The sequence below is a fragment of the Sphingobacterium sp. 40-24 genome, from assembly GCF_001899705.1.
Taxonomy (GTDB): domain Bacteria; phylum Bacteroidota; class Bacteroidia; order Sphingobacteriales; family Sphingobacteriaceae; genus Sphingobacterium; species Sphingobacterium multivorum.
On record NZ_MKWH01000059.1, the window covers coordinates 16,438 to 30,520 of the forward strand.

The following is a 14,083-nucleotide window of genomic DNA, read 5'->3' on the forward strand; positions in this document are numbered from 1 at the left end:
TTCTATTAATAATGTTCAACATTTTGTTTTTACTTTAATTATAACTTCTATACTGCAAATTTCGGTATTGCAACCAAGCTTTCCATTATACTTTTCTTTATTAGTTTTATGATATTTACTGATTGTACAAGACATAAAAAAAAGAGGATGTAATACCCTCTTTTTTTTAGAAAAATACTTATTAGATTATGCTGCCATCATTTCTTCACAAGCTTGAGCACATTTTCTACAAGCTTCGGCACATTCTCTACAATGCTCCATTCCCATAGCAACATGTTTTTCACATTCTTCAGCACAAGCGTTGCAAATTTCCATACAAAGTTTGCAAATGTCTTTACTAAATTTACCGTCAAGACTTAGAATATTGGCTGCTGCCTGACAAATTGCAACACATTCTAAATTGAGTTGAATACATTTTTTTAGATGAGCTACTTCTTTCTCATTTAAGCAAGCAATAGCACACTGGTTACAGATCGCCACACAGTCAAGGCAGGCTTCTATACACGATTGGAATTTTGTCTGTATCATATCTATATATTTTTGTGAATACTAAATTTAAAACAAAATAAAGTCATTTTAGTTCTTTTTAAGTTAACTTTAATAAACTTCAACGGTATTTTTATAGGTTCTACATCAACATTCCTTTAATATATTCAACTGCAAATACTGTTCCTTAATAAAAATAGCCTCTTTCAATTTGTCATATCGGCTGGGTAATTGTTCTGAAATTTGATAGTAATTTTTGAGTATGATATTTTTTCTAATATATATTGTTCTCAACAAACTTATCTCAGACACCAGATTTTTCCTATCATTCTTATTTTTTATACTTAATCCAATCAGTTCATAAATCTTATCAAGTTCCTCTGCTATTACTAATTCCAATACCGTATTAATCCCACCAAAGAAACTAAAAAACTTACTTTTAGAAATGTTGGCAACTGAGGTAATATCAGATATTTTAACGTCTTGTATGTTCTTTTTCATCAGAACTGTCCTTATATTTCCAATAGCTTGGTATACAAGGCTAGCATTTCTTCTATCAATATTCGTCATATGAAAAATTCCTCCATTTATTTTGACCATACACAAATCTAGTTGTCTGCAAGGTAGCAAAAGTGCAATTTGACTATTAACAATTGTAATTTTTACGGATTTTGGGCAAATAAAAAGCGGTAGTTCCTTTTCAGAAACCACCGCTTTAGCAAACGCAATAAAGCTACTCGACCTTATTATTTTTTCAACTTGTCCGCAGGCGGATTATAATCAGGTAAAGAGGTTACCCTTACCGTATCTACCCCAGTAATATCCCAGGTAATAGGAATCATCGTCATATACTCGCATTTAGGACACATATCACCTTCAGAGCCTACCATTTCTTTATGTCCGGGACAACCGGTAATCAAGTGTCCGTGTGCATCGATCAATTCACCTTTTTCATTTCTGTCTTTGCCCGCAATTTTATCGACAGACTTCTCAACTTGTTGTTCTGTAGCATGGTTATGTCCATCGCCTTCTGCGTGTGCGTGTCCATCTTTTCCTGCTTTTGTATCACCTCCACAAGCAGTAAAGAAAATGGCTAAAGAGGCTAAAGCCGATATCATTAATTTGTTCATTTTCATTTTATTTATTTTTTAAAGATTAAAGCTTATTTAAGTACTATTGAATGATTCTTAAGTTTAATGCTGATGGTCATGTGCTGAAGGAACAGCTTTTACATTACATAATATTGAATTATCATGTTGATGTTGGGGTGTCTCTAATTGAATAGTTACGTGATTAATACCTAAATGTTCCAATTCATGTTCTATTTTCCGAAGAAGTGTCTCACTTTGACCTATTGTCATTTGTTCATCTACCACAGCGTGACAAGTAAGCGCATTTAACCCACTTGTAATTGTCCAAATATGCAAATCGTGAATAGCTTGGACACCCTCGGTTTTTAAGATTTCTTCTGTTACCTTCTCAATTTCGATATTATCGGGTGTCCCTTCCATCAATACATGAACAGATGATTTGGTAACCAGATATCCACTTCTTAAAACCAAGACAGAGACGATAATACTTGCTAAAGGATCTGCCCAACCCCATCCGAAAAACATAATAAGTAAGGCTGCGATAATTGCCCCTACAGATCCTAGCATATCACTGATGACATGCAGATAGGCACCACGCATATTGAGGTTTTCTTTTACATCCGCTCCACGCATCATTATCCAGGCCACTAAGATATTAACCAGTAATCCTATAAATGCTACAATCAACATTCCGCTAGACTGGATTTCTGGCGGACTCTGAAAACGTTCAACAGCCTCATAGATAATATATCCAGAAATCAATATTAGTGTTGCACCGTTGATAACGGCTGCCAATATTTCAAAGCGTTTATATCCATAGGTTTTAGCATAATCGGCTATTTTGCTACTGAATTTAAAAGCCATTAATGCAATGAATAGTGAAATGGCATCACTTAACATGTGTCCAGCATCCGCTAATAAAGCAAGACTATTTGTCAAAAATCCTCCCACAACTTCTACAGCCATATAAGCTGTAATAATCACCAAACTAATGGTTAGTGTCTTTTTGTTTGCGCTATGCGAGTGATTATGCTCTTGTCCCATAATTTTATAATTATTGTTTTGCTGCTGCAAATATCAGCAGCAAAACGTGTTAAACTATTTCGATATTTTTTGTTTGATTTGTAAGATTTACTTCTTCCACTTCAAACGCAAACTGTTACTAACCACACTTACACTACTTAAAGCCATCGCAGCTCCTGCAATCATCGGATTCAATAAGAAACCATTAATTGGATACAATATACCTGCTGCAATTGGAATGCCTATAAGGTTGTAAATAAAGGCCCAGAACAAGTTTTGTTTGATGGTAGCTACTGTTTGTTTAGACAATCTGATCGCTTGTGGAATCTTAGTCAAATCGGAAGAGATGATGGTCATTTTTGCTACGTCCATCGCAATATCCGAACCTTTACCCATTGCGATACTTACATCGGCTGTTGCCAAAGCGGTACTATCGTTGATACCGTCACCAACCATTGCAACTACTTTGCCTTGGGCCTGTAGTTCTTTTACAAATTCTGCTTTCTGATGTGGTAATACTTCAGCTTTGTAATGACCAATTCCAGTTTGCTCGGCAATAGCTTTTGCTGTGGCTTCATTGTCGCCAGTAAGCATATACAGATCAATACCCATATCTTGCAATTCTTTGATTGCAGCTACTGAAGTTTCTTTGATTTTATCAGAGATAGCCACTACAGAAAGTGCTTCTTTACTATTGGCAAACCAAATTACCGTTTTTGATTCTTTACCCCATTCATCAGCTTGAGATTGTAACTGAGCAGGAATACTAATGTTATTTTCAAACAATAACTTTTTGTTTCCAACATAGTAAGTTTCGTTATTGTAGTCGGCTTTTGCACCTTTACCTGTAATACTGTCAAATCCACTCAAACTTACGGTTGATATACCTTCTAAGTTTTTCACCACCGCTTCTGCCAATGGATGTTCTGATTGTTTTTCGATACTCAACAAAATATTTTTAGTCGTATCATCATTGTTCAACCACGTAATACCGGTTACTTCTGGCTTACCTTCGGTAATGGTTCCTGTTTTATCTAAAATGATAGCTTGCACTTTTTTAGCCAATTCCAAACTTTCAGCATCTTTAATTAAAATACCACTCTCAGCCCCTTTACCTACTCCCACCATAATAGCTGTTGGTGTAGCTAAACCTAAAGCACAAGGACAAGCAATAACCAATACTGTAACAGCTGCTAACAGACCTTGTACCACACCATTGTCACCGCCTAAAATTAACCATAGAATAAAGGTAAAAATAGCGATACCAATAACCACGGGAACAAAAATACCTGCAATTTTATCAACCAGTTTTTGCACTGGTGCTTTACTACCTTGTGCATCTTGCACCATTCTGATGATTTGTGCCAACATAGTTTCTTTACCCACTTTCACGGCTTCAAATTGGAAGCTTCCTTTTTGATTGATGGTTCCGGCAAATACTTTTTCTTTCTCTTTTTTCAATACAGGAACGGGTTCGCCACTCAACATACTTTCATCCACATAAGAATTACCAGATATCACCATTCCGTCCACTGCGATTTTCTCACCTGGCTTTACTAAAATAATATCGCCAGCATTTACATCTTCAATAGCCGTTTGTTTTTCTGTCCCATCTTTTTGAATGACGATAACGGTTTTAGGCTGTAATCCCATCAATTTTTTGATAGCAGTCGAAGTATTTCCTTTTGCTTTTTCTTCCAATAATTTACCTAAAAGAATGAAGGCTATAATAACCGCTGCGGCTTCAAAATACACGTGGGGGTGAATGCCTCTTGCCATCCAGAAATCCATAAACACCATATTGAAAACACTGAACAGATAGGCGATACCGGTGCTCAACGCTACTAAAGTATCCATATTGGCAGATTTATTTTTGGTTTGCTTCCAGGCATTGATAAAGAAATCACGACCAATCCATAACACTACCGGAGTAGAAAATACCAACATAATTTCATTGGCATAAGGCATATCCATAAAGAACATTCCTATAACAACTACAGGTAATGATAGAATGATCGCCCAGGTGGTTTTATTTTTTAACTGTTTGAATTTCTTTTCGTGGATGGCTTCTAAAGTTTCCTGTTGTTTAGACTCATCTTCAATCAACAAGTCATAGCCTCCAGCTTGAACAGCTTTTCGAATAGCATTGGCATCTGTCATATTTGGAAAATATTCAACAGATAGATTACCAGTAGCAAAGTTTACAGATGAATTAACCACGCCTGGCACATAACGCACCACACTTTCTGCACTACCTGCACATGAAGCACAAGTCATCCCCAAAACCGGAAAACTAGCTTTTACTGTTGGTACACCATAACCTAAATCTCTTATGGCATTTACAGCATCAGCGACTACTTCTTCATCCTTAACCGTAATAGCCGCTCTGTGATTATTTATTTCTACTTTGTGACTTTCAACTCCCTTTACTTGTGCAAGTCCTTTTTCTACGATTAATGCACAATGTTCGCTTTCTACATCCTCTAGAGGTATGTAAATTATTTCTTTATTTGTTGCCATATTTCGATTGCTTTATTTTACAATACAAAATTGACAATAAATTGATAGATATTTATTGTGAAATTATGGGTTTGATTTGTAAGATTTACTTAAACCTCATCTAAAGGCTTACGTTTGTCTTCTCGAATTTGTTTAAAATGGCTAGGTGTAAGACCTGTTACCTTCTTGAACTGATTACTTAGATAAGCCACACTTGAATAGTTCATGCGATCGGCAATTTCACTTAATGATAACTCATCATAAACTAAAAGTTCTTTTACTTTTTCTACTTTTTGAGCTATAAAATATTTTTCAATAGTTGTACCCTCAATATCAGAAAACAAATTAGAAAGATAATTATAATCATTATGTAATGCATCACTTAAAACATCGGAAAGATTTGTTTTTACGTCATTGTCCTGATGATGTACCAATTCAATGATAACGTTTTTTATCTTCTCAATCATGCGACTTTTCTTGTCATCAATGACCTGAAAACCTAAGGGATCTAACGCACTTTCTATTGCTTCTCGTTCTTTTGTAGTCAGATCTTTCACGAGAGAAACTTCTCCCAATTTTATATTACTAGCCTCTAAACCGAGCTTATCGAGTTCGTTCTGAACAACGAGAATACAGCGGTTGCAGACCATATTTTTTATAAACAATGTCCCCATATATCACAAAGTCAGTTTTTAATTTACATAAATACACAAATACAAATTTATGATTAATAATTTAGTATTTATCGTTTATGGGTGGTTAAGTGATAAACCGCCGATGAAAAACGATTAAAATCTTTCCCATTGTAGGGACACATTGGTTATTAAATTACTATTTATTGGTAAAATTTGTGTGATACCGATATTGATAGTAAAATCTTCCTTTATGAGAAAGTCAATAAACAATATTGTTAGCGAAATTCAGGAGCAAGAACGGAAACTCTCAGTCACGTGCTCGGGACTAATTGAAGAAGCTTTTCAAATGACGGTCTTTCTTCAGGAGCTATTGGTTTCGGCAAAAGAATATGTGTTAAGTTCGGGATTTGAGAACGAGGCAAAAGAGATTGAATTCTTTAAAATGACTAAGCCCCAAATCCTCGGAAAGCTAATTTACTATAATAAACTGTACCGGATAGAAACCTCGTGCCCGGTCAATAATGGAAAAATCTACCGCAACTATTTCTCGAAACATTTAACAGAGCTGAAGATTGAGTTCAGGGAACATATCTGCAATTCCCACTTTTACCGATACTACCGTTCAGGCAGAATAGATAAAGATCAAGAATATTTTAAACGGGGGCAGATAAATTACCTCGAAGGGCTTAATAGTTATGTGTTTGAAATCGACCCGCTTTTCTCAACCTATTACGATTACAAATTAGCTCGTATTCTCTCCAACGACCTGTTATATGCCTACCTCTTAACCAAAATCAGTCCCGAAGAAAACTCTGATACATTTTTCAGCAGCACCAGCGAAATTAAAGAGCTATCTTGGACGGACAGCAAGAATGCTTTGATTGAGCTAACGTATGCCCTATACGCATCTGGTGCTATTTCGGACGGTAAGTTAGGCATCCGGAAGCTCACTGCTATTTCACAAGTGTTGTTTCGAATACCACTGACCGATGTGCATCACGCATTCCACCGGATGAAAACCCGTGCAGGTTCTCGAACCTTGTTTTTAGATCAGTTGAAACAGGCATTGGAAGAATATATGGATAAAGACTTATAAACACTCCAATCAATAAAGAGTTTGAAAGCGATACGCATCCCGTATTGCTTTTTTGTGTTTGCATCTGCCCATATATGCCAACTGGCATAAGGGCTTGTTTTACCATGGCTCAAATCGGAAAATCTAACGAAAGCCTTATTTAATAAGGCTTTCCGTCAAATTGTAAAATTTTCAAAAAACCGCTAAACCAATTGGCAAGGCTTGGCAGACAAACACTGCCACCTTTCTCAATTTTGCATTGTAAACATTAAAGAGCAATGCGATGAAAATTATAACTATTGAAGCAGCAGCAGGGATACAGCTTAATAACTGGATAAATACTATTGCTGATTATCTACAAAGGCTGAATGATACAAGCTATGATGACTTATGGCAAAAGGCAGAAAGCTGAAAACAGACAAAAAAATAAATCCTTAAAAACATGTGCTATGAATATTGATAGAATGGAATTTATATCGTGGATGGAACGCATCATGGACAGATTTGATATGTTGGGCGACAATATTAACGATTTAAAAAAGAAACGAAATACCATTGATGGAGAGGAACTACTCGACAATCAGGATATTTTGCAAATGCTGAAAGTCAGTAATCGTTCTCTGCAACGTTATCGCTCTATTGGGAAGCTCCCATATTACACGATTAGCGGGAAATTGTATTATAAATTATCAGATGTACATCAGTTTATCAGAGAGAGCTTTAATAAATAGAACAGAACGCCAATGAAAGCCAAACATTTCCATTGACTGCCACTTTAGGCTAAGCAGGAAGCACTTCCTTTACTTTCGGCATAAAAACTTTAAAATTTTCAGATTATGAGCGAAGAAACAAAGAAACAGGAAACTTCCGAGCAATCTGTTCAGAACGTACCAGAACAACTGTCGGACATACTGTTAATATTGGATAAGGAAAAAATGAAAATCCAAGCCGTAAAGAGCATTGACGAAAACGGCAAAATGGAAACCGTTGACCCTACCAAAAAGAACCAATCTGATTTTATGCGTGTGGACAAACACGGCGATTTCGTTTCCAATTTCCTATCCAATTTTTGGAGACAGCTAAAAGATCCTACCAATTTCACATTCTTTAAAGTGCCGGCAGGAGAAGCTGTAGAAAAGGCAAAAAAATTTCAAAAGCAGGTAGATAACCCTACACCGGAGGGTAAAAAAGAAATGGAAAAACACGAGGTGAAAAATGAACCCGAAAAAGAACAAAAACAAGAAAATAAAAATGATATGGCAACAACACACACAACACCAGAAACAAACGAATACCGTTTCAAGCCGGAACAGATTGATTGGGAAACAATGAACAATCTCGGATTAAGCAAGGAATACCTTGAAAAAAAGAACCTCCTTGAACCATTATTGAAAGGTTACAAGACTAATGAGCTTGTACCTATTAGTATTAATCTTGGCGGTGCAGTAGTACGCACAGATGCCCGTTTATCGTTACAGCCTACACCAGATGGAAGTATCGTGGCGGCAGTACATGGTATCAGACGTGAACCCAACCTAAACTTTGAGTTCTTTGGACACAAGTTTAACGAAGAAGACAAAAAGAACTTGCTCGATACGGGTAATATGGGGCGTGTGGTAGATTTGAAAAATCCCAAAACAGAAGAAATGATGCCGTCCATTATCAGTGTGGACAGGCTTACCAATGAGCTGATTGCTTTAAAAACAGAATTTATCAAAATCCCTGATGAATTAAAGGGGATAAAACTGAACGATGTGCAAAAGCAAACCTTAATGGAGGGGAAACCTCTGTTTATCGAGGGAATGATTTCTACAAAGGGAACCACCTTTGATGCAAATGTTCAGTATAATGCTGACAAAAGATTTGTTGAGTTTTTGTTTGACAGAAACAACAATAACCAGCAATCCCAAAATAAGCAACAAAGTAATAAGCAAACCAGTCAACAAAAGCAATCGCACGAAGCTCCGAGAACTTTCAGAGGTAAGGAACTGACTGATGAGCAGTACAACAAATTCAAAGACGGACAAACCGTATATATTGAGTTGAAAGACAAAAAGGACCAGCCCTACCAGGGTTACATCACTTTCAATAAACAAGATGGAAAAACCAATTTTGAGTTCCCAAATCAATATAAGGAACGTGTAAAACCTACCGAAGCTCACAAAACACAAACTGCGGTTAATTCTGAAGGAAAAACCAACGAAGCAACCAAAAATGTGAAAGAACCTTTGCAAAAAGAACAGCAAAAACCGAAGAATGAAAAGCAACAGGAGCAACAGGAAAAACCGAAAGCTCCAGCAAAATCAAAAGGTAAAAAAGTGAGTTAATTATGAAAACAGTTATCGCAGAAAAACCAAGCGTAGCAAGAGAAATAGCCAGCCTGTTGGGAGCATCTGATAAAAAAGACGGCTACTTAACGGGTAATGGCTATTTTATTACGTGGGCATTCGGTCATTTAATTGGCTTAGGAATGCCCGAAGATTACGGGATTTCGGGGTTTGATAAGACTTCATTGCCTATCCTCCCGAACCCGTTCATATTGACCGTTAGAAAGGTCAAAAAAGACAAGGGCTACCAAGCCGATACGGGAGCATTAAAGCAACTGAAAATCATCAAAGAATTGTTCAACAAAAGCGACAGCATTATCGTTGCTACCGATGCAGGACGTGAGGGCGAGTTGATTTTTAGGTATATTTACGAGCATCTAAAATGCTGTAAACCCTTTGAGCGACTTTGGATTAGTTCACTTACCGAAAAGGCAATCAAGCAAGGCTTTGATAGCTTGAAAGACGGCAAAGAATTTGACGGATTGTATCAGGCTGCGCAAGGCAGAAGCCGGGCCGATTGGTTGGTGGGCATCAATGCTACACAAGCATTGAGTATTTCGGCAGGCAATGGTATTTATTCGTTAGGTAGGGTGCAAACGCCTACATTGGCTCTTATTTGTAAACGCTATTTGGAAAACAAAAATTTCTCTATTAAGAAGTATAGGCAAATTCAGCTATCACACAACAAAGAAAATGTTGATTTCAAAAGCCTTTCCAAAACCAAATGGGAAAACCAAAAACTTGCCGATGATACATTGAAAGCCATTCAGCGAAGCGATACGGCAACAATTACATCGGTAGAAACCAAAAGCGTTACAGAGCAACCGCCTTTGTTGTTTGACCTTACAGGACTGCAAAAGGAAGCTAATAAAAAGCTCAACCTTTCTGCCGAAGAAACCCTGAATATTGCCCAAAGCCTTTACGAAAAGAAGTTTATCACTTACCCACGCACCGGAAGTAAATATATCCCTGAAGATATGTGGGCTGAAATTCCCAACCTTGTAAGAGCATTGCAGAATAATGAGCAATTTAAACAAGCGGTATCAAAAGTAAAATGGGGTCGGTTTAATAAGCGTATCGTAAACGATTTACGTGTGACAGACCACCACGGTTTACTTATTACCGACAAAATTCCGTCTGCTCTCAAAACGGACGAAACGAAAGTTTATAATATGATTGCCTTTCGACTGCTCGAAGCCATATCACAACCTTGTATCAAAGAAGTAACAGATATAGCGTTGCAAGTATCGCATTACGATTTTACGTTGAAAGGCTGTAAAGTTTTGGAAGCAGGTTGGCGTTTGATAAAGGGAACTTTCTCGGACGAAGACACTGAACCAATTCAGGACTTACCCGATTTAAAAAAAGGTGACGAACTGAACATTAAGGAAGCCATTTGTTTAGAAAAGAAAACCAAACCGCCTGTGCTTTATACAGAAGCCGGGCTATTGTCGGCAATGGAAAATGCAGGAAAGGAAATTGAAAACGAGGACGAACGGAAAGCCCTGCAAAATATCGGTATTGGCACGCCTGCTACAAGGGCAGCGATAATCGAAACGCTGTTTACCCGCAACTATATCCAACGAGAAAAGAAATCCCTGATACCCACTGAAAAAGGATTGCAGGTATATGAACTAGTAAAAGACCGCAAAATTGCAGATGTGGCAATGACCGCTGAATGGGAACTTGCCTTGCAGAAAATAGAAAACAATGAAGCTGATGTCGGAGCATTTCAAACAGAAATGGAAAAATATGCAATATCTATTACCGATGAACTATTGCAAACTTCCATTGCTCAAAACAACCTGCCTAAACTGAATTGCCCGAAATGTAAAAGCCAGCAACTCATCATCCGGGATAAAATTGTAAAGTGCCCTGATGAAGTTTGTAATTGGATACAGTTCCGTAATGTGTGTGGCGTACAAATTAGGATAGCCGATATTGAAAGTCTTATCAATAAAGGTAAAACTTCACTTATTAAAGGAATGAAAAGCAAGGCAGGAAAGAAGTTCGATGCCTTTATCATATTGGATGAAGAATACAAAACCTCTTTTGAATTTGAAAAAAACAAAAGTTACAAAAAGTAATGGAAAACAAACCTACCATTAGCACAATGGAAATCAAGAGCCTGATTTATTCCTTACGTGGAAAGCAAGTAATGCTAGATAGCGACCTCGCTTCCTTACACCAAGTGGAAACAAAGAACCTCAACAAAGCGGTAAAAAGAAATATGAAAGGTTTCCTATTTCATTTTGCTTTCAATTGACAGATGAAGAATTTGAAAACTTGAGGTTCCAAATTGGAACCTCAAGTTTAAACTATGGTGGAAGACGTTATCTACCTTATGCTTTTACCGAACAAGGTATTGCAATGGCATCTGCTATACTTCGTTCACATATTGCTATTAAAGTGAGCGTTGAAATTATGGAAGCTTTCGTAGAAATGAGAAGAATGCTAATCAGTAACGCCTCTTTATTTCATCGTTTGGATAAGATTGAATTGAAGCAATTACAAGCCGATCAAAAATTTGAGAAAATCTTTAAGGCTTTGGAAAACGACAAGCTCCACAGCGAAAAAGGTATCTTTTACAACGGACAGGTTTTTGATGCCGATGCTTTTGTTTCTGATATTATCCGTAGTGCTGGAAATTCCATTATCCTGCTTGATAATTATGTGGATGATACGGTGCTGACCTTATTGAGTAAGCGCAATACAAATGTAGCCTCCACCATACATACCAAATCTATCAGCAATCAATTACGGCTGGATTTACAACGGTACAACATCCAATATCCTCCCATTATTGAGATTGAGATTTTCTCCGATGCTCACGACCGATTTTTGATTATTGACGATACGGAACTTTACCATATCGGGGCATCACTCAAAGACCTGGGCAAAAAATGGTTTGCCTTTTCACGAATGGATATTGAAGTTTGCAGGATGCTTCAAATATTGAATAAACAATAAAAACCTCTCGTTTCTATAAAGAGTTTGTTTATACCATTCTCAAATTTCAATTGAATGATTTTCTAAATTCTAAAGGAGATTGGTTAGTCTTACTTTTGAATATTCTATTAAAAGATTGAGAATGCTCAAAACCTAATCCATATGCAATTTCACTAACCGTCAAATCTGTTGTTGAAAGTTTTTCTTTAGCTTTTAAAATCAGTTTATCGTGAATGTGTTGCTGCGTGGTCTGTCCTGTCAATATTTTAAGTAAGCCACTTAAATAGTTTGGCGACACGTTTAATTTATCCGATACATATTGAACTGTAGGAAGTCCTCTTGAAGCCAGATCGTTGTCGTTAAAGTAATCGTTTAATAATTTATCCAGTCTGTCCAGGATTTGATGATTAGTGATTTTTCTTGTCAGAAACTGCCGCTCATAAAACCGTTCGGCATAATTGAGCAACGTTTCTATTTGTGAAATAATAATATGCTGGCTGAACTTATCCATATTCGTGTGATACTCCTGCTGAATACCCAGAATAATATTCTTCAATAGTAATTCTTCCTTTTCCGATAGGAATAATGCCTCGTGTACATCATAACCAAAGAACTCGTATTTTAAGATCTTATCAGCGAGGCTCGTATGCCATAAAAAGTCAGGGTGAACAAGCAATATCCACCCTGAAAAATCGGGCGTTGCCTCTTTATCTATTTCAAAACTAAATAACTGCTTCGGTGCAGAAAAATACATAATCCCCTCATCAAAGTCATATTCCTGTTGCCCATATATTGCCTTAGAATACGAAGACCGTTTGAGCGATATGGAATAAAAATCGAGCATCCATCTATAATCACATACGTTGCCTATATGTCGAATGTCGGCACAATTAATCACACTGATAAGAGGGTGCTGTGGCTTGGGCAACTCCCTGACCTTATGGTATTCGCTAATGGTTTTTATTCGATATGTAGGCTTATTTTGCACAGTATAAAGATATTTATTTTTTATTGAAGACGGTTGCAAATTCGCCTGCAAAATCGGTCAATTTTACTTTACCCAATGATTGCGGTTTGTACAAATTGTAATCTTCGTAGGCATCCGTTCTTCGGCTGGCGTTCATTTCTGTATAACCTTTGGCAACCTGTGGATTGAAACCAATAGCCAACAGAGCATTTAAAAATTGTTCATCAGAAACCATCTGCCATTTCAGATCGGGTTTTCCAATTGCCTCGCCCAGCACTTGAGCCACTTTGTTTGGAGAAACTTCATCGCTGGCAATATAACGAATTGTCCTGCCGTTAAATGGTTTTTCCATCTCTTCTACAATGGCACTGGCAATATCTAAAGGCGAAACCCAAGGTTCTTTTTTATCGCCACCATAATTTTGGATAATTGCCCCCTGTGATTTGATAGCAGGTATAAATGCAAACATGTTATAGTAAAAGCCAACAGGTCGCATTTCTTTCAGGGAAACCGATTCCGGTAATTCTTTTAAAATCTGCTCTACCTCATAATGAATTCGGAGCATTCCGTTTCCGTGATCTGTATGTGCACCGATACTGCTCAAATGCACCACTTTGGTTACACCTGCCAATAGAATAGCCTGTACGTAAATATTAGCTATCCTTATCCTGTGTGCGTAAACATCGATAGTTTTATTGAAATAATTTGCGGGCGGTTCCATCAGATAAACGATGTTTGCACCTGTAAAAGTTTTCACAAGAAAACCTACGTCTTCAAGCGAGCCAACAGCAGGAACTGCCCCAATAGCTTCGATCTCATTTTGTCTGCCGACATTACTGCTGATAACCGTTACGGAATGTCCTTTTGCTACCAACCCTTCTGCAAGTGGTTTTCCGATATGCCCTAAAGAACCTGTCAATACAATTTTCATATTTTAAAATTTAATTATTGACAAAGTTCAGTGGTTTAAAAATCCGGGATGTAACCAAATCTATCTTTGTTGTAACCGAAAAAATAAGTATAAAAATTTC

At 37.1% G+C, this 14,083-nt stretch carries 13 protein-coding genes and 1 pseudogene; 6 read left to right on the forward strand and 8 right to left on the reverse strand.

The window, feature by feature from the left end; genetic code table 11:
- Positions 1-186: 186 nt before the first annotated feature.
- The 6 genes from BGP15_RS21565 to BGP15_RS21590 form a co-directional block, all read right to left on the reverse strand.
- Complete coding sequence (locus BGP15_RS21565) at positions 187-528, reverse strand: four-helix bundle copper-binding protein (RefSeq protein WP_038330913.1); 342 nt, start codon at positions 526-528, stop codon at positions 187-189.
- A 105-nt stretch (positions 529-633) separates the two neighbouring features.
- Entirely contained in the window at positions 634-1,086 is a 453-nt protein-coding gene (locus tag BGP15_RS21570) for a hypothetical protein (RefSeq protein ID WP_038330911.1), read from the reverse strand.
- Between the two features lie 146 nt (positions 1,087-1,232).
- Positions 1,233-1,616, reverse strand: a complete 384-nt coding sequence (locus tag BGP15_RS21575; RefSeq protein WP_260031553.1) for a hypothetical protein — start codon at positions 1,614-1,616, stop codon at positions 1,233-1,235.
- Positions 1,617-1,679: 63 nt separating this feature from the next.
- Entirely contained in the window at positions 1,680-2,621 is a 942-nt protein-coding gene (locus BGP15_RS21580) for a cation diffusion facilitator family transporter (RefSeq protein ID WP_038330906.1), read from the reverse strand.
- Positions 2,622-2,708: 87 nt separating this feature from the next.
- Entirely contained in the window at positions 2,709-5,120 is a 2,412-nt protein-coding gene (locus tag BGP15_RS21585) for a heavy metal translocating P-type ATPase (RefSeq protein ID WP_038330904.1), read from the reverse strand.
- Between the two features lie 89 nt (positions 5,121-5,209).
- The gene (locus BGP15_RS21590; protein WP_038330902.1) at positions 5,210-5,773 is read right to left on the reverse strand and encodes a helix-turn-helix domain-containing protein; all 564 of its coding nucleotides are present in this window, start codon (positions 5,771-5,773) and stop codon (positions 5,210-5,212) included.
- Positions 5,774-5,984: 211 nt separating this feature from the next.
- Between BGP15_RS21590 and BGP15_RS21595 the strand changes: the two genes are divergently transcribed.
- The 6 genes and pseudogenes from BGP15_RS21595 to BGP15_RS21620 all read left to right on the forward strand — a co-directional run bounded on the left by BGP15_RS21595 (position 5,985) and on the right by BGP15_RS21620 (position 12,106).
- Entirely contained in the window at positions 5,985-6,830 is an 846-nt protein-coding gene (locus BGP15_RS21595; RefSeq protein WP_038330900.1) for an RteC domain-containing protein, read from the forward strand.
- A 262-nt stretch (positions 6,831-7,092) separates the two neighbouring features.
- Positions 7,093-7,221 (forward strand): hypothetical protein, encoded by a 129-nt coding sequence (locus BGP15_RS21600; RefSeq protein WP_257213780.1) that lies wholly within the window; start codon positions 7,093-7,095, stop codon positions 7,219-7,221.
- A 37-nt stretch (positions 7,222-7,258) separates the two neighbouring features.
- On the forward strand, positions 7,259-7,540 hold the full coding sequence (locus BGP15_RS21605) for a helix-turn-helix domain-containing protein (protein WP_038331140.1): 282 nt from the start codon (positions 7,259-7,261) through the stop codon (positions 7,538-7,540).
- Positions 7,541-7,645: 105 nt separating this feature from the next.
- A complete protein-coding gene (locus BGP15_RS21610; protein WP_038330898.1) occupies positions 7,646-9,136 on the forward strand; it encodes a DUF3945 domain-containing protein in 1,491 nt (496 codons plus the stop codon).
- A gap of 2 nt (positions 9,137-9,138) precedes the next feature.
- Complete coding sequence (locus tag BGP15_RS21615; protein WP_038330896.1) at positions 9,139-11,223, forward strand: type IA DNA topoisomerase; 2,085 nt, start codon at positions 9,139-9,141, stop codon at positions 11,221-11,223.
- A gap of 71 nt (positions 11,224-11,294) precedes the next feature.
- Positions 11,295-12,106, forward strand: a pseudogene (locus tag BGP15_RS21620) (ORF6N domain-containing protein).
- Between the two features lie 46 nt (positions 12,107-12,152).
- Here the strand turns inward: BGP15_RS21620 and BGP15_RS21625 are convergent.
- Positions 12,153-13,073, reverse strand: coding sequence for a helix-turn-helix domain-containing protein (locus tag BGP15_RS21625; RefSeq protein WP_038331139.1), 921 nt, complete (start codon positions 13,071-13,073; stop codon positions 12,153-12,155).
- 13 nt (positions 13,074-13,086) lie between these two features.
- The gene (locus BGP15_RS21630) at positions 13,087-13,983 is read right to left on the reverse strand and encodes an NmrA family NAD(P)-binding protein (protein WP_038330895.1); all 897 of its coding nucleotides are present in this window, start codon (positions 13,981-13,983) and stop codon (positions 13,087-13,089) included.
- Positions 13,984-14,083 lie beyond the last annotated feature (100 nt).